We start from the raw sequence: 21,442 nt of genomic DNA, 5'->3' as shown, positions 1-21,442 counted from the left end.
AAAACTTTTATCGAATTTTGGCGAATTTACGCGGAAAAACTCCTATCTTTTCACCTTGTACGTTTGAAAGTATAAAAGAAGGTGGGTATAAATACAAGTTTTATCCACAAATTGTGTATAACTTTGAGGAAAAAGTGGATAACTTTGTGGATTAATCCACAATTATAGTGAAAATTTTAAAAATAATGAGTTATCCACATTTAAAACGTGTCGAATGTGCTCAGAGGTAGAAAATTCTGTGGGTAACGCTTCTCGCTCGATTTTTTGAAAGCCCATCAATTCAAAAAATGGCAAAGCCACACTTTTATTAGTTGCCAAAAACAAGCTTTTCATCCCTTTTTCTTTCGCTAATTTGACCATTTGCTCAAAAAGCATAAAAATTTCTTTATCCGCTTGTCCTGGAGAAACCACCAGTGAGCGCAGCATCCCATGCTCCTCAAACGCCTCCATGCCGAGCGAACCACGGATTGTGCCATCTTCGTTTTCTAGCAGGAGAAAATAGTCTATGGTTTCTGCGGTTAGTCCATCAGTCCCAAGATTAGCTCTTGCCAAAAACGCCTGTAAACTTCCCAAATCCTTTTGATTAGCCTTGCGAATTATTGCCTGCATCCCATCCACCTCGTTTAAAAGATTCTACTCTATTACTATGAAAAACTAGAGATAATAGAACAGCAGGATGAGCGATTTCATCAAAAAAACTAGTCCGGCGCTGGACTAGTTTTAGTTAAACATTTTCTCCCACATTTCTACCACGAAAAACTTAACCTTTACTGGTTCTTCGTCCTTAGCGGTATAGACAGGGGCTTCTCTCTTTACTTTCTTCTTCGCCTTTTTTACTTCTTCAACTGGCTTAATTTGTACGTCTTTATCCAAGTTTTCAGCGTTAACTTCCTCCACAGCTGGTTTCTTCATTTCTTCTACAGATTTTTCGGGCGCTTGAATCACTTTTTTTACGGGCTGTTCTACTTCTTTTACAGGCTCAGATGGTTCTTCTACCGGTTCGCTTACGATGCTTTCCGCTTGTTGTTTTTCTTCCACTGGTACAGGCGCAGGTGTTACTGCCTCTTCTGTTTGACTTTCATTTTGCTGTTCTTTTTCACTGACGGTTTCTGCTTTTGCTACGTGTTTTTCCTCAAAGCCATCGCTCACTGCGACACCATTTGAAAAATCAAGGAAGCATAACGGCGGGTATAAAACGCACCACCAGTTTGCGCCTTCGCCTTTGCCTAATGTAATCAGGATTGCTTGATATTCGCCAGCTGGATATAAGTACTGACCATATAATTTGGTAGGAAACTGAACTTTTCCAAACTCAACCTTCACTGATTGGTTGGATCCTTGATCATGAACTACTTTTTCGGCAATGGTTTGGATTTCAGGAAGCTTGTTATTAATGACCTTCTTTGCTTCGTTCATCGACGTTAAATCCTGTACCCACAGTGTAATTTGTGCATTTACAGCATCGCGCACTTTGCGTTTGATTGCTTGGTCTTGTTCAAAATCACTGTTTGCCAAAATCCTTAAGCGGATGGCTTCCCCCGGGATGACAATTGATTCCTTTGATGCTGCCTCGGTCTTTGGCATATATAAATTCAACATTGTTCCCAATGATAAAATGACTAAGTATCCCCAAACGATTAGTTTTCCTCTCACCTTAGCACAACCCCTTTGCCCTTCGATAGTTTCATTTTGGACAAAGATGAAGAATCTTAAACTAGTAAATTTGAAAAACTCTATTAAATTTTTCGCTGGCAAAAATCTGTCTTCCTGATAGGAGTGGTCTATTGGACAAAACTAATTTCCAACCTCACCAATCTGTCCAATAGAAATACCCTATTGGACAAAATCCATTTCCTACCTCACGAACTTGTCCAATAGCACGTAGTATATGAATTTCACGAAACTGTTCTCCACAAGGTATGTAATTATAATTTCCTGGTTAACGAAAAAAGAGTGTTAAACCAATTACGGCTTAACACTCTTTAATTTCGGCAAAAACCATCCGATCCCTGCCATTAATATCATTAACAATTTCGACCTTAACCTTTGGAAAGGTTGTTCGGAACAGTTCCGCTACCGCTTCACCCTGCCCCATGCCGATTTCAAAACAGACAAGGGCCGTTGGCGCTAGGACCAGTGGCAATTCCGTCATAAAACGGCGGTAGAAGTCGAGGCCATCATCGCCCGCAAACAAGGCACGATGCGGCTCATGCTCCGTCACCACTTCAGACATCGTTTCCCTGTCAGCAACCGGAATATAAGGAGGATTTGACACCACCACATCCAGTTTCTCGCCATTCTCAATAAACGGCCCGAGCAAATCACCCTGCACAAAGCGGACATCCGCCCCAAGCCGAGCCGCATTCTCCCGCGCCACCGCAAGCGACCCCTCCGCAATATCAGTGCCTGTCACCCTTAACACCTGCTTCACAGTGTTATCGGTGCCTGTCACCGTTCCTACCATCTCCGCAGTATTATTGGTGCCTGTCACCTTTTCCACTGTCAGCGGTTGGTATTCTAATTCCAAGCTGATGGCGATGCCGCCGCTGCCTGTGCCGATGTCAGCTAAACGGATTTCCTGGTGGCTGGTGAAGATCTTCTTCATGCGCTGAAGTGTCCCGTAGACGAGTTCTTCTGTTTCCGGGCGCGGGATGAGAACTTCTTCATTCACCACAAAGGTCCGGCCATAAAACTCTTCAGAACCGATCAAGTATTGGACCGGGACACCTTCTTCAACATGTGCCCGCACAGCCCCTTCAAACGCCTCCCAAACACTCGGCTCTAAATCCTCACGCATACTGGCAAACAACTGCGCCCGTGACATTCCAGTAAAATGCCGAAGCAAAAGTTCGCCGGCATTTTCATTACGACCCGATTCAACTAAAAAAGAAGAAGCCCATTTTAGGGCCTCAAATACTTTTTTACTCATTAGATGCCTCTTCTAGTCTTTTTGCCTGTTCATCCATTACCAATGCATCAATAATTTCATCCAGCTTACCTTCAACAATTTGATCAAGCTTTTGAAGGGTTAAGCCAATGCGATGATCGGTTACCCGATTCTGCGGGAAGTTATAGGTGCGAATTCGTTCTGAACGGTCGCCCGTTCCAACTGCCGATTTACGAACCTGATCATATTCAGCCTGGGCTTCCTGTTGGAACTTATCATAGACACGTGCACGTAAAACCTTCATCGCTTTATCCCGGTTTTTGTGCTGGGACTTTTCATCCTGGATTGATACCATGATTCCGGTTGGTATGTGTGTCAACCGAACGGCTGACATCGTCGTGTTAACGGATTGTCCGCCGGCACCGCTTGAAGCAAAAGTATCAAAGCGGATATCTTTATCATGGATTTCATATTCAAATTCTTCCGCCTCTGGCAAACATACAACCGTTGCCGTTGAAGTATGAATCCGGCCGCCTGATTCTGTTTCTGGCACACGCTGAACACGGTGGGCGCCGCTTTCAAACTTTAATTTAGAGTAAGCACCTTGACCATTAATCATAAAACTGATTTCTTTATAGCCGCCAAGGCCTGTTGGGCTGGCATCAATCAAGTCTGTTTTCCAGCCCTGTGCTTCCGCATACCGGCTGTACATCCGGTAAAGCGTACCGGCAAACAATGCTGCCTCTTCCCCGCCAGCTGCGCCGCGGATTTCAAAGATAACGTTTTTGTCATCGTTTGGATCCTTTGGAACAAGGAGAATCTTCATTTTTGCTTCAAGCTCTTCAATTTGAGCCTCAAGCTCATGGACTTCTTCCTTCACCATTTCACGCATTTCGGCATCAAGCTTCTCTTCAAGCATAGCCTTTGCATCCTGAAGTTGCTCACGAGTCTCTTTATATTGGCGGTAGGTTTGTACTGTTTCTTGTATATCACTTTGTTCTTTTGAATATTCGCGAAGTTTCTTTGAATCATTAATAATTTCTGGGTCGCTTAAAAGTTCGTTCAACTTTTCGTAGCGATCTTCCACGGATTGAAGACGATCAAACACAGTTCATTCACCTCGAGTTTTAGTCCATAACATTCTAATTATAGTATAGGTGAAAACCCCCGTCAAAACCAAATTGAGGGAGAAATATTTTATCTGTGACCAAGCCCTTTTTTTAGAACAAAAAAACATGCCCTAAAATCAGAGCATGTTACCTGCGGTCTTCCTGGACGCGGACTTCAATATTGTAACGCGGAAGTGCTTTTACCAGTTTCCGGTGAAGGCGCGCTTCTGCTTTGTTTCTTGCTTGATCAGACAGCATCCCTTTTTTATAAACAGTTACCCACATCCGGTCGCCGTTAATCCAGACAGAATCCGTTCTAAATTCATTCGTATAAGCAATGACTTGTTTTGCTTTGTTGATATCATTGCCGTGATTGGTCGCACCTGCTTCCCCACCGCTGCCTGTCCGTTTTAAATCAAGAAAGTTCGGGTTTTGGTTGGTAATATCATCTTCGACCATATGCTGCTTGTTCTTACGGCGATCACTGATACTATCAGGTCCACCATTGTTCATCTTGGACATGTTCGTGTGTTGTGGATTATTGTGGCGAAGGTCATTGGCCGAACGATCATTTTGTCCTTGACAGCCGCTAACGATTAACAAAAACATGATACCCATGAGGGACATCCATTTTTTTAACATTCCTACACCTCCCATTACTATCATGCCCGGAGCTGAGTTGGAATGAGCTAGTGAAATCTTTCCAAAGCTTATGTAGAGAGGAGTGATCATGATGAGGATAGGTAATTTCGTGGATTTCCAGTTTATTTCCGCATATTTTATCAATAATTCCGTGTAAAACGACGATAATTCCGCGTAAGACGACTAAAAATCCAAACATCGATCAAATCAACCCACAAAAAAACTGCCTGAGAACCAACTCCCAGACAGTGTTAACGGTGACAGGCACCATTTATTATATTTGTACATTGCTAACCACGTTTTTGGTGTCAGGCACCGTTATGGCACCATCACCATCGCACCACTAAGAACTTAACGCGAGGTGACAGGTGTTGTTTTGGGGACTTCGTGGTGGTGACGGCAGCGCGGTTCGTATGCTTCCGAAGCACCGACCAATATAACCGGGTCATGGTAAGAGGCTGGACGGCCATCAATCAGCCGCTGCGTTCTGCTGGATGGTGAACCGCACACAGTACAAACAGCCTGCAGCTTTGTTACCGACTCCGCTACCGCCATTAATGCCGGCATCTGCCCGAAAGGCTCACCGCGGAAATCCATATCAAGTCCAGCGCAGATCACGCGGTGCCCGCTGTCTGCCAGCTGCTGAACAACCCGGACAATTCCTTCATCAAAAAACTGAACTTCATCTATCGCAATAATATCGATATCTGCCTCTACATGATGCAAAATCTCAATAGAATGGGAAATTGGCGTCGCATGAAAAGAAGAGCCATTATGGGATACGACTGACTGTTCACTGTAGCGATTGTCAATTTTCGGCTTAAACACAGCTATATTTTGTTTTGCAAACTGAGCCCGCCGAACCCGACGAATCAATTCCTCTGATTTCCCGGAAAACATACTGCCACAGATAACCTCAACCCATCCGCTTTGTTTCATTAAATACATAAACGGCGTCTCCTTCCTATAACGAACCCTATAACGATTTATAATATATTTTAAGCTGAATTCCCAACTATATTTAAGTATTTTCCTTGCCTATCTATGTCTATCCACTAATTTTTCTCAATAAAAAACAGGCAAGCCATAGGTTCTCTTGCCTGTTCCTTGAGTAATTATTGTTGTTGTGACTTAAGGCCGTATTTTTTGTTGAAACGGTCAACACGTCCGCCAGCTTCAGCGAATTTTTGACGACCAGTATAGAATGGATGACATTCTGAACAAGTTTCAACACGGATCTCATTTTTAACAGAACCTGTTTCAAATGTATTACCGCATGCACAAGTCACCTTTACTGTCTTATAATTAGGATGAATTCCTGCTTTCATTTCTTTTCAGCTCCTTCCGCCCTGAATCATTCGAAACAGAGTTATATAAATGCCTGTCTTTACAAACAAGCACCAATTACATAAAAGACACTGCACCCATTATAACAAGGGTATCCTATTTTTGCAAGCTGGGATTTGTTGGTTTCTTTTTAAAAAAGGAACGCAAATTGAACCCCCAATCAATCTAGTCCAAAGCAAAATCTTCTACTACCGTCTAGTCTTCAACTCTTCCCCTAATTGGGCGAAAAATTCTTCGTTTGACTTCGTCTGGCGTAATTTTTTCAAGAAGCGCTCAGCAAAGTCCGGTGAATCGGACATCGATTTGCGAATTGCCCATAACTTATCCAAATGGTCCTTCGGAATAAGTAATTCTTCTTTACGCGTACCGGAGCGGCGAATGTCAAGCGCAGGGAAAATACGGCGCTCTGCCAATTGACGGTCAAGATGCAGCTCCATATTACCTGTCCCTTTAAATTCCTCATAAATAACATCATCCATACGTGAACCCGTATCCACAAGGGCCGTAGCGAGAATCGTTAAGCTGCCGCCCTCTTCAATATTACGGGCTGCCCCGAAGAAACGCTTCGGACGGTGGAATGCTGCCGGGTCAATACCACCAGAGAGCGTCCGGCCGCTTGGCGGGATGACTAGGTTGTAGGCACGAGCCAAACGCGTAATGCTATCCATCAGAATCACGACATCGCGCTTATGCTCAACCAAACGCATCGCCCGATCAAGAACAAGCTCGGCTACTTTGATATGGTTCTCAGGAACCTCGTCAAACGTCGAGCTGACCACATCGCCAGCAACAGAACGTTCAATATCGGTTACCTCTTCCGGACGTTCGTCGATTAACAACACAATTAGCTCGACATCTGGATGATTCGTCGTAATGCTGTTGGCAATTTCTTTTATCAGCATCGTTTTCCCAGCCTTTGGAGGGGCTACGATCAGACCACGCTGACCAAAACCGACCGGTGCCACAACATCCATAATCCTCGTCGACACATGCTTCGGCGTTGTTTCCAACTTCATTTGTCTATTTGGATACAGTGGAGTTAACGCTGGGAAGTACACACGTTCCTTTGCAGATTCAGGATCTTCTCCGTTAACGGCTTCCACGTGGAGCAAGCCATAATAGCGCTCATTTTCTTTTGGAGGTCGAACCTTACCGGACACCTTGTCCCCATTACGAAGATCAAAACGGCGGATTTGCGAAGCGGAAATATAAATATCCTCTGAGCTTGGCGAATAATTGATTGGCCGTAAAAATCCAAAACCCTCTGATTGAATAATCTCGAGAACACCTTCCATGAAGAAAAAGCCCTGTTGTTCGGCGCGTGATTTTAAGATTGCAAAAATTAATTCTTTTTTGGTTAATTTGCTGTAGTAGGTTACTTTATATTCCCGAGCAAGCTCATAAAGTTCCTTCAGCTTCATATTTTCTAAACTTGAAATAGTTAAGTCCATTTGTACACCACTCTTTAAAATTTTTCCAGCAAATCCGCTAGTTGAAAGCGGGAGATTGTCTAGTTAGATAATAATTAGAAATTAGAGGAATTGAAATAGAAGTAGATAAAAGAAATGAATAGGATTGCAGAATAGATGCATAATAAAAACAATTACTATTTTACCCTCTCTACAAAAAATTAATCAACTAAAAAATAATAATTCCATTATTGGTAATTATTCCTTATCCTTGCGAATTAAACGAAGAGACTAGATGCATTAATCTAGCCTCTTCTCTGTGGTGCCTGACACCATTTGCACTGTCTACGTCTACTTTATTTTTTTATGTGTTCTTAAGATGTTCAAGCTCGTCCTTTGTTAATGCTTCCCGCCAAACAGTGGCACCGAGTCCATTTAGTTTTTCAACTAAATTACTATAACCGCGATCAATATGATCAAGACCAGTCACTTCCGTAATCCCTTCGGCCAACAGCCCAGCAATGACAAGGGCTGCTCCGGCACGGAGATCGCTTGCCTTCACTTTTGCACCTTGGAGCTGAATCGGACCGTTAATAATCGCGGAGCGGCCTTCCACCTTAATATTCGCATTCATTCTTCTTAGTTCATCAATATGTTTAAAACGGGCACCATAAATCGTATCGGTCACCACAGCTGATCCTGAAGCTTTTGTTAAGAGCGTCGTAAATGGCTGCTGCAGGTCGGTTGGGAACCCCGGATAAACAAGGGTTTTGATATCAACCGCTTTCAAGTTGACTGAACCATCAACAAACACTTGATCATCACTCGTCTCAATCTGCACGCCCATCTCACGAAGTTTAGCAATCAACGATTCTAAATGCTGCGGGATGACGTTATCGACTAAGATTCCTTCGCCGACAGCGGCGCCTATAATCATATAGGTTCCTGCTTCGATCCGGTCTGGAATGATTGTATGCCGGCAGCCGTGAAGCGTATCGACACCATCAATCCGAATCACGTCGGTTCCAGCTCCCTTTATTTTCGCACCCATATTGGTTAATAAGGTGGCAACATCAATAATTTCTGGTTCTTTCGCCGCGTTCTCAATGATCGTCCGGCCTTTAGCGCGTACGGCAGCCAGCATAATATTAATGGTCGCGCCGACACTGACTACATCCAAGTAAATTCTGGCACCGCGCAGTTCATCTGCACGTAAATAAATCGCCCCTTGTTCATTGGTAATTTGAGCACCCAACGCTTCAAACCCTTTAATATGCTGGTCAATCGGTCTTGGGCCGAGGTGGCAGCCGCCAGGCAAACCAATCACTGCCTTCTTAAACCGACCTAGCATTGCACCCATTAAATAATAGGAAGCACGCAGCTTTTTTACCTTTCCGTTTGGCAGCGGCATCGAAATCATCGTTGAAGGGTCAACCGTCATTTCCTCATCCGTCATAGCGACTTTCCCGCCAATCTCCTCGAGCAAATCTTTTAAGATTTCCACATCAGAGATATTTGGCAAACCCTCGATCGTTACGGGTGATTCTGCTAAAATGGTTGCTGGTATGAGGGCTACAGCACTGTTTTTAGCACCACTGATGCGAACTGTTCCTTTTAACGGATAACCGCCCGCAATTTTTAGTTTTTCCATTAATTGACTCCCTTCTAAGCCCACGAAAGGTCACGAATGATTGTCAGCGCGAGACTTTTGTTTTATGCACAAGCACCATAAGGGTGTTTCTGCTTTATTTAAAAAGACCACTGGTACCAAGCGAGGCTATAGGTATATTTTTCCAACACAAAAAGTCAAATTCCGACAGCTTGTCTATTATTAGTTTACACGAAAATCTCAATTTCATGTATTCATAATAAAAAAATTTATCCTAATTTGCAAAGCAGTCGTGAGTGTTTGTTTTCGCTGTGAAAAATGGAGGAGGTTTCCCAATGAAAATAGGCGTTTTTGCGGTTGTTCCTGTCTTATAAGGAGCCTCAATTCTTTCAGTATCGACTAAATTTTCAGACTTCCATTTACAGACACAAACCGCCCTTAAAAAAGGACGGTTTTCAGTTTTTATAAAAGTTCCGGTTAATTCCAGAACCAACAGATGTTATTAAGCTCTGCCTGCAGAACCGAATTCACGCATTTTACCAATTACAGTTTCTTTGATCGCGTCACGAGCTGGGCCTAAGTATTTACGTGGATCGTATTCGTTAGGTTTTGCCGCTAATACTTCACGAACTGTTCTTGCAGAAGCAATTTGGTTTTCAGTATTCACGTTGATTTTTGCAGTTCCAAGAGAAACAGAACGCTGGATGTCCTTTGTTGGGATACCAGTACCACCGTGTAATACTAATGGCATACCAGTAAGGTTGCCGATTTCTTCCATTTCTTTGAAACCAAGGTTTGGTTCACCTTTGTAAGGACCGTGTACAGAACCTAATGCAGGAGCTAAACAGTCGATACCTGTGCGTTTCACTAACTCCACACATTCCTGAGCGTCAGCATAGATAATGCTTCCAGAAACGTCATCTTCTTGTCCGCCAACTGTTCCTAATTCAGCTTCTACAGAAACATTTTTTGAATGAGCATAGTCTACTACCTTTTTAGTAATTTCAACGTTCTCTTCAAATGGGTGGTGTGAAGCGTCAATCATAACAGATGTAAAGCCTGCATCGATGGCTTCTTTACATTTTTCAAAGCTTGAACCGTGGTCAAGGTGAATAGCCACTGGTACAGTAATTTTATAATCTTCCATTAAGCCTTCTACCATTTTCACAACAGTTTTGAATCCGCCGATGTAACGGCCAGCGCCTTCAGAGACACCAAGGATTACAGGTGAATTCTCTTCTTGAGCAGCTTGAAGAATGGCTTGTGTAAATTCTAAGTTATTGATGTTGAATTGCCCTACAGCGTAGCCTTCCGCTTTCGCTTTGTTAAGCATGTCTTTCATTGATACTAAAGGCATTTCTCTTCCTCCTTAAGTTAGCTTGATACCATTTTAAACAGGGTCTTCCATAACAGGATTTCCCTCTGATTTGTCGATTATGTATAAATCAAATGATACCCAGCCTGTTAAAAGTTCATATGTATCATATCAAAAGAAATGAGGAAATGCCATTATTCGAGTGCTTTTTTTGAAACTGTCACAATGAAAGCGTACCCACTGGAAGTTGTCTGCTTTCGTGCTTTACTTTTTAAAAAAATACCATTATTTAGTTTGCTTTTTGCGGAATATGTTTGCGGACAGCTGCACGGATATCGTCAATATCGAATGGCTTTGCAAAATGGGTTAGAGCACCAAGGTCTTTGGCTTCTTGAATCATATCCAATTCACCGTAGGCGGTCATGATGATGACGCGAATCTCTGGATCGATAACTTTCATTCGTTTTAAAATTTCTATACCGTCCATACCGGGAATTTTCATGTCCAAGAGGACAAGATCCGGATGATGATTTGTCACGATCTCTAGTGCTTGGACTCCATTTGCAGCTTGAAATGTTTGATATCCTTCTTTTTGGAACACTTCATTCAGCAAGATGCGAATGCCAAATTGATCGTCGACAATTAAAATTTTCTCTTTCATAAACGCCACCTCTTTCTTAGCTTTCTCTTTTACTTGTTATATTTCTACCTTGGGAAATAAATATCCTGCTTAAAGTTTTGTTATTTTTACATTTGTTTTTGGGTTACGCCGAAAAAAGGCTTATAATGAATGGCGTAAAAGGAGGGTTAAAATGTTAAAAATGTTTACTACCCAGTTAACGGGTGTTTTTAAAAAAATAGCAGAAAAAGAAGAATTTTCATTTGAAGATGGCGCCCGCTTGCTCGCCCAAGCCCCTGCAGGTGACGGTTCCATTTATATTTATGGCACGAGGGAAATGAAGGCCGTGGCATTGGAAGCAGTAGAAGGGGCTGAGCCGTTACAGGCGGCTAAGGTGTTAACCGAGGCTGAGATTGACGGACTAAGTGACGCTGACCGTGTCCTGTTGTTTTCAAGGTTTTCTACTGACGGGCCTGCACTTGAACTCGCCCATTTGCTCCGCGACAAGATGATCCCTTTTGTGGCGGCTTCCACTGTGATTGAGCCCGCTGATCAGGATTTATCACAATTAGCCGATGTTCATATCGATTTGCGCTTAACAAAAGGACTGCTTCCCGATGAGGCAGGAAATCGTTATGGCTATCCGTCTGCGATGGCTACATTGTTTATCTATCATGGCTTAAAATTTACGATTGATGAGATTTTAGCGGAATATGAAGAGTAAAATAGGGCCTTGTTGGGCCCTATTTTGTTTGGCTGATTATTGGAGGTGATTGGCCCATTTTCCGGCTAGATTGGCTGTTTTTCCTTTTTATTACAAAAAATAAAGACCAGTCCGCAAACAGGACTGGCCAGTAATCTAAATTATTTTTGAATAGAAGCTTTAATAAAGTCACGGAACAACGGCTGTGGACGCGTTGGTCTTGACACGAATTCCGGATGGAACTGTGACGCCACAAACCATGGGTGATCTTTCAACTCAATGATTTCCACTAAACGGCCGTCAGGACTTGTTCCTGAGAAAATAAATCCAGCCGCTTCCATCTCTTGACGATAGAAATTGTTAAACTCATAACGGTGACGATGACGCTCATAGACCACTTCATCCTCATACGCTTCAAACGCTTTTGTCCCTTCCGCAAGTCGGCAAGGATATAAACCTAAACGTAATGTACCTCCTAAATCTTCCACATCCTTCTGCTCAGGAAGCAGGTCGATAATTGGGTGCTTCGTTTCAGGAAGGAATTCTGCTGAATGTGCATCAGCATAACCCAATACGTTGCGGGCAAATTCAATCGTTGCCAGCTGCATACCTAAGCAAATACCAAGGAATGGCTTCTTCTGCTCACGGGCATAACGGGTTGCTTCAATCTTCCCTTCAATTCCCCTGTCGCCAAATCCGCCAGGCACAAGCACGCCATCGACATCTTTAAGGAGTTCAGCCACATTTTCACGGTTAACATCTTCGGAATTAATCCACTTGATTTCTACATCAGTATCAAATGCATAACCGGCATGCTTCATCGCTTCGACAACTGAAATGTAGGCATCCTGAAGTTCTACATACTTACCAACCAGACCAATCCGGACTTTACCAGATAGGTTTAGAACCCGGTCAACAAGTGCTGTCCACTCGGTCATTTCTGCTGGAGAAGTACCCAATTCCAAGTGATCACAAACAATTTGATCCATGTTTTGCTCTTGCAGCGCAAGCGGAATGGAATAAAGGGTATCCGCATCACGGCATTCGATCACCGCTTTGGCATCAATATCACAGAACAAGGCCAGTTTATCCTTCATATCCTGAGAAACTGGATATTCTGTTCTGACGACAATAATATTTGGCTGAATTCCTAAGCTGCGCAGTTCCTTTACGCTATGCTGGGTTGGTTTCGTCTTCATTTCACCGGCCGCTTTTATGTAAGGAATCAGCGTACAGTGAATGTACATTACATTTTTGCTGCCAATATCACTCTTAATTTGACGGATCGCTTCAAGGAATGGCAGTGATTCGATATCCCCAACCGTACCGCCAATTTCCGTAATGACAACATCAGCGTTTGTTTCTTTTCCCGCCCGGAAGCAGCGCTCTTTGATTTCATTGGTAATGTGTGGAATAACCTGAACGGTTGCCCCTAAGTAGTCCCCGCGGCGCTCTTTTCTTAATACAGTTGAATAGATTTTTCCTGTTGTTACGTTGGAGTACTTGTTTAGATTAATGTCAATAAAACGCTCATAGTGACCAAGATCCAAATCTGTTTCCGCACCATCATCGGTAACGAATACTTCACCGTGCTGGTAAGGACTCATGGTTCCTGGGTCCACGTTAATGTACGGATCAAATTTTTGGATCGTTACATTTAAACCTCGATTTTTCAGTAAACGCCCTAAGGAAGCAGCGGTAATCCCTTTTCCAAGTGATGACACTACACCACCCGTAACAAAAATATACTTTGTCATAAATAGTCCTCCTCTATTACAGTTTGTACATTATTCAGGTTGTTTAAGGATATTTTTTTAAAAATTATTTCCCTATTGCTCCAAAAACGAAAAAACTCCTGATATGGAGTTTTTTAGAAAAGCATCAAGTGCCAGGCACTCTCCAGCTTCACATAAAAATAAAAAGCGCTCCACTCGCGGCATTGCGAGGGGAGCGCATATTCGTTATATTCATTCGTCCTTTTAAAAGGAGCCCAAAAAAGATAATACAGGGGCTTGAATAAAAAGTCAAGCTGTTTCCTTCACCCTAAAAAGAAAGAAACGGTGGAACCCGGGATCAAACTTACAAGTCTTCGTCTTCTTCCACGTCGTCGAACTCTTCATCTTCTTCATCCTCGTCAAGTTCTTCATCGAGAACTTCTGCTTCATCAAGCTCGAATTCATCTTCATCATCTTCGTCAAGGACATCGTCGTCGTCGTCGAATTCATCGACATCATCCAGATCATCGTCCAAATCGTCGTCATCATCGTCAAGAAGATCGTCATCATCATCAGCAAAGTCATCCAGATCATCATAATCTTCTTCATCGATTTCATCGAAATCCTCAAGCTCTTCTTCGTCGACAACCTTCTTCGCCTTTTTCTTCTTCGGTTTAACGGCTGTGATTACCTCTTCTTCCGCCGTATCGACTGGATACCAGAAGCGTAGTCCCCAACGGTTTTCTCCTAATGAAAGGAAACGGCCGTCGATGTTGATATCTGTATAAAATTGTGCCAGGCGTGTCCGAATTTCTTCGTCCGATATTCCAGCTGCGGCTTTAATCTCGCTCACTAAATCATGAAAAGAGATGGGCTGCTTGCTATTTTTTAAATATTCATAAGCCATTTCCATGAGGGAAAACTCTTGCAATTCCTCTTTTGAGTATTGTGCTAAACTCACTATTGGCACTTCCTTTCTCTATTTAACACTCATAACTTTCCGAGTGGTCCAGGACAGTTAGGATTCTTATGTATGAAAAAATAATTGAATTTTGATAACTGTCTAGCTCCCGTGCGGGTAATACACTTTCCACACTTCTAATTTTTGCATATTCTTCATTATAAACAAATTCTTGGTGTTTATGCTAGTGTAAGTAGATAGTTTGTCTTGAATTTTTGCAGGGATGAATTATTCCCCTTTCTGCGATTTCTCCCTTTTAAGCTTTTTCATCTCTTTCAGGGAAACATATAAAAAGAGGATGGCCAAAAGCAGGAACGAAACTGCACCCAGCTGCCGTTGATATAAATAGTTTAATGGCCAGGCGAAAATGATTAAAATAATGATTATGTGAAGACCCTTCATCTGGACACACCTACCTATAAACACATTGAAGTTGAAACGCTAAGATTGATTATATAAGATACAAGATTAATTTGATATCGATAACAACTAACTATTTTAACACAAAAATAGACATTCCGCGAAAAGCACCATGTGAAATTTCCACATGGTGCCTGTCACCGTTAATACTATTTTCATATTACATATTCCTACGGTACTGTCCCCCAACCTCATATAAGGCTCTCGTGATTTGCCCAAGGCTGGCGACTTTAACGGTTTCCATCAATTCAGCGAAGATGTTGCCATTGTTGACCGCTGCAGCCTTCAAACGAGCTAAGGCAGCAGCTGTTTCACTCGAATGGGCTTCCTGAAAGGCCCGCAAATGATGAATTTGTAATTCCTTCTCCTCTTTCGTGGCCCGGGCCAATTCCATATTATTGACCTCTTCCTCAGATGGCGGATTCGGATTCACATACGTATTGACGCCAATAATTGGCAATTCTCCGGTATGCTTCTTCATTTCATAATACATCGATTCGTCCTGAATCTTGCCGCGCTGATACTGGGTCTCCATCGAACCGAGCACCCCGCCGCGGTCATTCAAGCGGTCAAACTCCTGAAGTACCGCCTCTTCCACTAAATCGGTCAGCTCTTCGACAATAAACGAACCTTGAAGGGGATTTTCATTTTTCGTTAACCCATGCTCCTTCGTAATAATCATCTGAATCGCCATCGCCCGGCGCACCGACTCTTCGGTTGGCGTCGTAATCGCCTCATCATAAGCATTTGTATGAAGGGAGTTACAGTTATCATGCAGGGCCATTAACGCCTGCAGGGTCGTGCGGATATCATTAAAGTCGATTTCCTGGGCATGCAGCGACCGCCCTGAGGTCTGAACATGATACTTCAGCTTTTGACTGCGCTCATTCGCCCCATATTTATCACGCATTACTGTTGCCCAAATCCTCCGTGCCACCCGGCCGATCACCGTATACTCGGGATCCAGGCCATTCGAGAAAAAGAACGATAGGTTCGGTGCAAAATCATCAATCTTCATACCGCGGCTCAGATAATATTCCACATACGTAAAGCCATTAGACAGCGTAAACGCGAGCTGCGAAATCGGATTAGCACCGGCTTCGGCAATATGATAACCGCTAATCGACACAGAATAATAATTACGGACTTGATGGTCTATGAAATACTGCTGAATATCGCCCATCATCCGTAAGGCGAACTCTGTTGAAAAAATACACGTATTCTGGCCTTGGTCTTCTTTTAAAATATCAGCCTGAACGGTCCCGCGTACAGTGCGCAGTGTGTAGGCTCGGACTTTAGCAAACTCTTCAACCGTCAACGTCCTGCCAAGCTCTGCTTCCTTCTCCTGCACCTGCTGATCAATGGCCGTATTCATAAACATTGCCAAAATAATCGGCGCCGGGCCATTAATCGTCATTGAAACCGATGTGGAAGGGTGGCATAAATCAAAGCCTGCATACAGCTTTTTCATGTCATCTAAGGTACAAACATTGACCCCGCTTTCGCCAACTTTCCCAAAAATATCGGGTCGGTAATCCGGGTCTTCCCCGTACAAAGTCACTGAATCAAAGGCAGTACTTAACCGCTTTGCCGCATCATCCTTTGATAAGTAGTGAAAGCGGCGGTTCGTCCGGTCCGGTGTTCCTTCACCGGCGAACTGGCGCTTCGGATCTTCACCCTCGCGTTTAAAAGGAAACACCCCAGCCGTATAAGGGAATGAACCTGGAACATTCTCGCGGTACACCCAGCGCAAAATCTCACCATAATCTTTATATTTAGGCAGAACCACTTTCGGAATATCAAGGCCTGATAAACTTTTTGATTTTAAAACGGTGATAATCTCTTTATCCCGAATGCGCGTAACAAATTTTTCACCCGCATACGCTGACTTGGTCTGTTCCCACGACGCCAGGATTTTTTGCGATTCCGCCGTCAGCTGTGCCTCCGTTTCTTGCTTCACTGCCTCTAAAGCAGCCACCACTTCCGGCTGATTCTGAACTGCCTCGATGGCACCCTCAAGCTGAAATAATTTCCGGGCAATATTGGCTTGGGCTTCAGCCTTGCGATGATAGCCGCGCACTGTCTCGGTGATCTCACGTAAATAATAACGGCGGTCTGTCGGAATGATGACATTTTGCTTTTCAACCACGGCTTCCTTACTAAACGATGTCACCCACTCGGTGCCTGCTTTTTCATTAATTACCTCAACTAACGCCGCAAACAACGCATTCGTCCCCTGGTCATTAAACTGGCTGGCAATCGTGCCGTATACCGGCATTTCGTCCAGGTCTTTTTCAAACAGCATATGGTTGCGCTGGTACTGCTTTTGCACCTGGCGTTTTGCATCCTCAGAACCCTTGCGTTCAAATTTATTGATGACAATCAAATCGGCAAAGTCGAGCATATCGATCTTTTCCAGCTGTGACGGCGCTCCAAACTCGCTCGTCATCACATACATCGACACATCACAAATCTCGGTGATTTCCGCATCGCCCTGACCGATGCCGCTCGTTTCGACAATAACTAGGTCAAAGCCTGCCGCCTTGGTAACCGTGACAGCATCCTTAATCGCCAGCGATAGTTCATTTTTGGAAGACCTTGTCGCGAGACTGCGCATGTACACATTCGGAGAGAAAATCGCATTCATGCGGATCCGGTCGCCAAGCAGTGCTCCGCCTGTTTTTTGTTTGGTTGGGTCGACAGAAAGAATCGCGACCTTTTTGCCTGGAAATTCATTGATAAAGCGGCGGATTAACTCATCGGTTAACGAACTTTTTCCGGCACCACCCGTTCCGGTAATCCCAACAACAGGAATCCCCTTTTCAAGTGACTTCACCTGTTCAAGCACCTGTTCAGCTGCAGCCGCGGCCTCGTTCCTTTTATCAACATGAAGCTCTGCAATCGTAATCAGCTTGGCAATCGCTTTCACATCGCCCGCCGGCAGCTTAGCAATCTGTTCGTTAACATCGGAAGTGACTGTTGAAAAATCACATTCCTCGATCATCCGGTCAATCATCCCTTGCAGTCCAAGTGTCCGCCCGTCCTCCGGCGAAAACAGCCGGGCAATTCCATAGGCATGCAGCTCATCCATCTCGCGCGGGATAATCACCCCGCCTCCGCCGCCATAAATCCGAATATGCGGTGCCCCTTTTTCCTTTAACAAATCATACATATATTTGAAATACTCAACATGCCCGCCCTGGTACGACGAGATCGCAATTCCTTGGACATCTTCCTGAATCGCGGCATTTACAACCTCTTCGACCGAGCGGTTGTGGCCAAGGTGAATGACCTCCGCCCCACTCGCCTGCAGAATCCGTCTCATTATATTAATGGAGGCATCATGACCGTCAAACAGGCTCGACGCCGTCACAAAGCGAATATGATGCCGTGGCTGATATTTCCCCATCGTGCTCCCCCTTTTGGAAAAATGAATCGTGTGATTACCCCTTCTCCGGAACTGCAACAGCGCCCGAGACCCCGCCTTGAATCCCCGATAATAAGACTTCTGTCTGCATTGCAATATATTCCTCAAGCGTAAACAGCTTTCTTAAGGCCCAGCGGCGGAATCCCCACATTTGTCCCTGGACAAAAATATTGTGGGCGACAAGTTCGATTTGTTTTTTCGATAATCGCAGTTCCCCGTTCTCGACACAACGGGTCAACAGCTCCTCAAACATCGCGACCATTTCCATCTCTTTCTTCAATACATATGGCAGGGCATCTTTGGATAGTGACTTCACTTCCTGATACATAACCAACACCTCGGCCTGCATTTCATCCATGACCTGGAAAAAGTCAGCAATTCCGTGCTTCAAGCTTTCCAATGTCCCTTTTTCCACTGCCAAATCCTGCTGAAGCCGTTCGCTGACATGGTCATAGATGCTGTCACAGACCAAGTATAGGACATCCTCTTTCGTGCGAATGTATTCATACAATGTGCCGATGCTGAATCCAGCTGCTTTGGCGATTTCCCTTGTCGTTGTCCGGTGAAACCCCTTTTGTTTAAAAAGTGATACAGCCCCTTTGATCATTTGGTCGCGCCTTTTTTGCACAAGACGCTCATCCTTGACAGAGGCTTGAACTTCTCTTTTTTTCATCCTAGGTACCGCCTTTTTCTAGCACCAACGCCAAGGGGCCCCCGAGCCCCTGTTGGCATGGCTGTTTATTTTGTAATCATTCTCGAAATCACGAGACGTTGAATTTCTTGTGTTCCTTCATAAATCTGAGTGATTTTTGCATCGCGCATAAACCGTTCAACCGGATAATCTTTTGTATAGCCATACCCGCCAAAGACTTGAACGGCTTCCGTCGTCACCTTCATTGCCGTGTCACCTGCAAACAGTTTGGACATCGCCGACTCTTTACCGTACGGTAAGCCATTGGACTCGAGCCATGCCGCTTGATAGGTTAGTAGTCTTGCCGCTTCAATATTGGTAGCCATATCTGCCAGCTTAAAGGAGATGCCTTGATTGGCGACAATTGGTTTGCCAAACTGTTGGCGTTCGCGTGCATAGTCGACGGCTGCATCGAGTGCGCCTTGGGCGATGCCGACTGCCTGGGCAGCGATGCCGTTGCGGCCGCCATCGAGCGTCATCATCGCAATTTTAAAGCCATCGCCTTCCTCACCAAGGCGGTTTTTTATCGGAACCTTGCAATCTTCAAAAATAATTTCGGTTGTTGGCGAGGAACGAATACCGAGTTTTTTTTCCTTTTTACCAACCGAGAAGCCAGGGAAATCGCTTTCGATAATAAACGCTGTCGTTCCTTTTTGCTTACTGGTTGGGTCGGTTAAAGCGAAGACCACATAAATGTCGGCCTCACCGCCATTGGTTATAAAGATTTTTGAGCCGTTTAGGATATAGTGGTCCCCTTCTAAACGCGCAGTCGTTCTCATCCCGCCCGCATCCGAACCGCTGCCAGGCTCTGTTAATCCATAAGCACCGATTTTACAGCCTTCTGCCATCGGGCGCAGGTAGGTTTGTTTTTGATCTTCACTGCCGAATTTGTAAATCGGCCAGCCGGCCAGCGAGGTGTGGGCAGACAAGAGGACGCCTGTTGACGCATCCACGCGGGAAAGCTCTTCAACCGCGATACAATAAGCAAGAAAGTCACTGCCAATGCCGCCGTATTCTTCCGGCCATGGAATTCCCGTTAATCCCAGTTCCGCCATTTTGTCAAAAATCTCGCGATCAAAGCGTTCTTCCTCATCACGTTCTGCCGCTGTCGGCGCGACCTCGTTGCGGGCAAAATCCCGGACCATTTTACGAATCATTTCATGCTCTTCCGATAATTTAAATTGCATTTTGAGTGCCTCCTCTGCCCAATCCGGGCCCATCTTTGGCTTTATTAACAATAATTTTAGATATATTTAAAAAAAGTGCGGACAATTTAACAAATTTTTAGATTTATTACCACTTCGCATCTAAATTATAGATGCTTACTAATCACAATCCGCTGAATCTCGCTCGTGCCCTCATAAATCTCCGTCACCTTGGCATCACGGAAAAAGCGCTCAACGGGATAATCCTCCGTATAACCGTAGCCGCCAAATACCTGAATCGCTTCTGTTGTCACTTCCACTGCTGTTCTAGTGGTAAACAGCTTTGCCATCGACGCCTCCAACGTGCACTTCAACCCTTTACTCCGCAAATCAGCAGCCTGATAGACTAATAGTTTAGCCGCCTCGACACTTGTCGCCATATCGGCCAGCTTAAAAGCAATCCCCTGCTGAGCAGCTATTGGTTTGCCAAACTGATGGCGCGTCTTCGCGTAGGCTGTGGCCGCTTCAAAAGCTGCTTCCGCAATCCCCAATGCCTGAGTGGCGATGCCAATTCGGCCGACGTCAAGGTTCGCCATTGCAATTCGAAAGCCTTCTCCTTCTTGGCCAAGCATGTTTGCCGCGGGGACATGCAAATCCTCAAAGGTTAACTGCACCGTTCTTGAGCCGTGCAGCCCCATTTTCTTCTCATCCTTGCCGACGATAAAACCAGGGGTATTTTTTTCAACAATAAAGGCCGCAATCCCTTTTGTTCCAAGGGATGGGTCCGTCGTTGCAAACACTATATACACATCGGCCTCACCGCCGTTTGTGATAAACACCTTGGAGCCGTTTAGCACATAATGCTCGCCTTTTTTCACCGCCCGTGTTTTTAAACTGGCGGCATCGGACCCAGAACTTGGTTCGGTTAAGCAAAACGCCCCTAAGTACTCGCCAGACGCCAGCTTGGGTATATACTTTTGCTTTTGTTCCTCCGTTCCAAAGTATAAAATTGGGTTCGTACAGACGGAGGTGTGGACAGACAGGATTACGCCTACTGTAGCGCTTACTTTTGACAGTTCATGAATCGCAATAATATAAGAAATAAAATCCATCTCCGCCCCGCCGTACTTAGCGGAAACGGGAATTCCCATTAGACCGAGCTCGCCCATTTTGCGAAGAATGCCGCGGGGAAATTCCCCTTTTTCCATTTTTTCAATAAATGGTGTGATTTCCTTCTGGGCAAAATCACGAACCATTTTCCGCATCATTTCTTGCTCGTCTGTCAATGTCAGATTCATCATATGTCTCCCCTTCCTGAGGATGAATAGTTCAGATGCTGTGTGCCAGGGGAATCTTCGATTATGTAATGACGGCGTAATCCACCTGGTTTCTTTTAATTGTCCAGCTCCAGCGCCTAGGGGCTCGGGGTCTTAAGCCATTCCG

19 protein-coding genes are annotated in these 21,442 nt (G+C 44.4%); 1 reads left to right on the top strand and 18 read right to left on the bottom strand.

Annotation, left to right across the window (positions count from 1 at the left end):
- Positions 1-162 precede the first annotated feature (162 nt).
- From J7E81_RS21350 to J7E81_RS21300, 11 genes are all read right to left on the bottom strand, one after another.
- A complete protein-coding gene (locus J7E81_RS21350) occupies positions 163-609 on the bottom strand; it encodes a GNAT family N-acetyltransferase (protein WP_215045465.1) in 447 nt (148 codons plus the stop codon).
- A gap of 111 nt (positions 610-720) precedes the next feature.
- Complete coding sequence (gene spoIIR / locus J7E81_RS21345; protein WP_215045464.1) at positions 721-1,653, bottom strand: stage II sporulation protein R; 933 nt, start codon at positions 1,651-1,653, stop codon at positions 721-723.
- A 319-nt stretch (positions 1,654-1,972) separates the two neighbouring features.
- Positions 1,973-2,929 carry a peptide chain release factor N(5)-glutamine methyltransferase gene (gene prmC / locus J7E81_RS21340; protein WP_215045463.1) on the bottom strand — a complete coding sequence of 319 codons (957 nt, stop codon included), beginning with the start codon at positions 2,927-2,929 and terminating at the stop codon, positions 1,973-1,975.
- Positions 2,922-3,995: a peptide chain release factor 1 gene (gene prfA, locus J7E81_RS21335; RefSeq protein WP_215045462.1), complete on the bottom strand. Its 1,074-nt coding sequence runs from the start codon at positions 3,993-3,995 to the stop codon at positions 2,922-2,924. Before prfA ends, prmC begins: the two co-directional genes overlap by 8 nt.
- Before the next feature lie 148 nt (positions 3,996-4,143).
- Entirely contained in the window at positions 4,144-4,638 is a 495-nt protein-coding gene (locus J7E81_RS21330) for a hypothetical protein (RefSeq protein WP_215045461.1), read from the bottom strand.
- 351 nt (positions 4,639-4,989) lie between these two features.
- On the bottom strand, positions 4,990-5,586 hold the full coding sequence (locus tag J7E81_RS21325) for a thymidine kinase (protein ID WP_215045460.1): 597 nt from the start codon (positions 5,584-5,586) through the stop codon (positions 4,990-4,992).
- Positions 5,587-5,753: 167 nt separating this feature from the next.
- Positions 5,754-5,966: a 50S ribosomal protein L31 gene (rpmE, locus tag J7E81_RS21320; protein ID WP_133332912.1), complete on the bottom strand. Its 213-nt coding sequence runs from the start codon at positions 5,964-5,966 to the stop codon at positions 5,754-5,756.
- A 207-nt stretch (positions 5,967-6,173) separates the two neighbouring features.
- Complete coding sequence (rho, locus tag J7E81_RS21315) at positions 6,174-7,436, bottom strand: transcription termination factor Rho (RefSeq protein ID WP_215045459.1); 1,263 nt, start codon at positions 7,434-7,436, stop codon at positions 6,174-6,176.
- 322 nt (positions 7,437-7,758) lie between these two features.
- Positions 7,759-9,045 (bottom strand): UDP-N-acetylglucosamine 1-carboxyvinyltransferase, encoded by a 1,287-nt coding sequence (locus tag J7E81_RS21310; protein ID WP_215045458.1) that lies wholly within the window; start codon positions 9,043-9,045, stop codon positions 7,759-7,761.
- 460 nt (positions 9,046-9,505) lie between these two features.
- Positions 9,506-10,360: a class II fructose-bisphosphate aldolase gene (locus J7E81_RS21305; protein ID WP_215045457.1), complete on the bottom strand. Its 855-nt coding sequence runs from the start codon at positions 10,358-10,360 to the stop codon at positions 9,506-9,508.
- 247 nt (positions 10,361-10,607) lie between these two features.
- Positions 10,608-10,979 (bottom strand): response regulator, encoded by a 372-nt coding sequence (locus tag J7E81_RS21300; RefSeq protein WP_215045456.1) that lies wholly within the window; start codon positions 10,977-10,979, stop codon positions 10,608-10,610.
- A gap of 151 nt (positions 10,980-11,130) precedes the next feature.
- Between J7E81_RS21300 and J7E81_RS21295 the strand changes: the two genes are divergently transcribed.
- On the top strand, positions 11,131-11,661 hold the full coding sequence (locus J7E81_RS21295) for a DUF2529 domain-containing protein (RefSeq protein WP_215045455.1): 531 nt from the start codon (positions 11,131-11,133) through the stop codon (positions 11,659-11,661).
- Between the two features lie 140 nt (positions 11,662-11,801).
- Here the strand turns inward: J7E81_RS21295 and J7E81_RS21290 are convergent, their stop codons facing one another.
- The 7 genes from J7E81_RS21290 to J7E81_RS21260 all read right to left on the bottom strand — a co-directional run bounded on the left by J7E81_RS21290 (position 11,802) and on the right by J7E81_RS21260 (position 21,297).
- Positions 11,802-13,397 (bottom strand): CTP synthase, encoded by a 1,596-nt coding sequence (locus J7E81_RS21290; protein ID WP_215045454.1) that lies wholly within the window; start codon positions 13,395-13,397, stop codon positions 11,802-11,804.
- Positions 13,398-13,719: 322 nt separating this feature from the next.
- On the bottom strand, positions 13,720-14,316 hold the full coding sequence (gene rpoE / locus J7E81_RS21285; protein WP_215045453.1) for a DNA-directed RNA polymerase subunit delta: 597 nt from the start codon (positions 14,314-14,316) through the stop codon (positions 13,720-13,722).
- Between the two features lie 228 nt (positions 14,317-14,544).
- Positions 14,545-14,718, bottom strand: coding sequence for a hypothetical protein (locus tag J7E81_RS21280; RefSeq protein WP_215045452.1), 174 nt, complete (start codon positions 14,716-14,718; stop codon positions 14,545-14,547).
- A gap of 178 nt (positions 14,719-14,896) precedes the next feature.
- Positions 14,897-18,145: a fused isobutyryl-CoA mutase/GTPase IcmF gene (gene icmF, locus J7E81_RS21275; RefSeq protein WP_215045624.1), complete on the bottom strand. Its 3,249-nt coding sequence runs from the start codon at positions 18,143-18,145 to the stop codon at positions 14,897-14,899.
- 34 nt (positions 18,146-18,179) lie between these two features.
- Positions 18,180-18,836, bottom strand: a complete 657-nt coding sequence (locus J7E81_RS21270; RefSeq protein WP_215045451.1) for a TetR/AcrR family transcriptional regulator — start codon at positions 18,834-18,836, stop codon at positions 18,180-18,182.
- Between the two features lie 65 nt (positions 18,837-18,901).
- A complete protein-coding gene (locus J7E81_RS21265; protein ID WP_215045450.1) occupies positions 18,902-20,041 on the bottom strand; it encodes an acyl-CoA dehydrogenase in 1,140 nt (379 codons plus the stop codon).
- Positions 20,042-20,166: 125 nt separating this feature from the next.
- Complete coding sequence (locus tag J7E81_RS21260) at positions 20,167-21,297, bottom strand: acyl-CoA dehydrogenase (RefSeq protein ID WP_215045449.1); 1,131 nt, start codon at positions 21,295-21,297, stop codon at positions 20,167-20,169.
- Between the last annotated feature and the right edge of the window lie 145 nt (positions 21,298-21,442).

It is taken from the genome of Bacillus sp. ISL-18 (genome assembly GCF_018613415.1).
GTDB lineage: Bacteria > Bacillota > Bacilli > Bacillales > Cytobacillaceae > Neobacillus.
Note: the sequence above shows the minus strand (reverse complement) of the source record. Positions and strands in the feature narration are given on the sequence as shown.

Coding starts and splice junctions, on each gene's coding strand:
- icmF (WP_215045624.1), bottom strand. CDS start 18,145: ATGGGGAAATATCAGCCACGGCATCATATTCGCTTTGTGACGGCGTCG.
- J7E81_RS21295 (WP_215045455.1), top strand. CDS start 11,131: ATGTTAAAAATGTTTACTACCCAGTTAACGGGTGTTTTTAAAAAAATA.
- J7E81_RS21310 (WP_215045458.1), bottom strand. CDS start 9,045: ATGGAAAAACTAAAAATTGCGGGCGGTTATCCGTTAAAAGGAACAGTT.
- J7E81_RS21290 (WP_215045454.1), bottom strand. CDS start 13,397: ATGACAAAGTATATTTTTGTTACGGGTGGTGTAGTGTCATCACTTGGA.
- rho (WP_215045459.1), bottom strand. CDS start 7,436: ATGGACTTAACTATTTCAAGTTTAGAAAATATGAAGCTGAAGGAACTT.
- rpmE (WP_133332912.1), bottom strand. CDS start 5,966: ATGAAAGCAGGAATTCATCCTAATTATAAGACAGTAAAGGTGACTTGT.
- J7E81_RS21325 (WP_215045460.1), bottom strand. CDS start 5,586: ATGTATTTAATGAAACAAAGCGGATGGGTTGAGGTTATCTGTGGCAGT.
- J7E81_RS21280 (WP_215045452.1), bottom strand. CDS start 14,718: ATGAAGGGTCTTCACATAATCATTATTTTAATCATTTTCGCCTGGCCA.
- prmC (WP_215045463.1), bottom strand. CDS start 2,929: ATGAGTAAAAAAGTATTTGAGGCCCTAAAATGGGCTTCTTCTTTTTTA.
- J7E81_RS21260 (WP_215045449.1), bottom strand. CDS start 21,297: ATGAATCTGACATTGACAGACGAGCAAGAAATGATGCGGAAAATGGTT.
- J7E81_RS21265 (WP_215045450.1), bottom strand. CDS start 20,041: ATGCAATTTAAATTATCGGAAGAGCATGAAATGATTCGTAAAATGGTC.
- J7E81_RS21300 (WP_215045456.1), bottom strand. CDS start 10,979: ATGAAAGAGAAAATTTTAATTGTCGACGATCAATTTGGCATTCGCATC.
- J7E81_RS21350 (WP_215045465.1), bottom strand. CDS start 609: ATGCAGGCAATAATTCGCAAGGCTAATCAAAAGGATTTGGGAAGTTTA.
- J7E81_RS21330 (WP_215045461.1), bottom strand. CDS start 4,638: ATGTTAAAAAAATGGATGTCCCTCATGGGTATCATGTTTTTGTTAATC.
- J7E81_RS21270 (WP_215045451.1), bottom strand. CDS start 18,836: ATGAAAAAAAGAGAAGTTCAAGCCTCTGTCAAGGATGAGCGTCTTGTG.
- J7E81_RS21305 (WP_215045457.1), bottom strand. CDS start 10,360: ATGCCTTTAGTATCAATGAAAGACATGCTTAACAAAGCGAAAGCGGAA.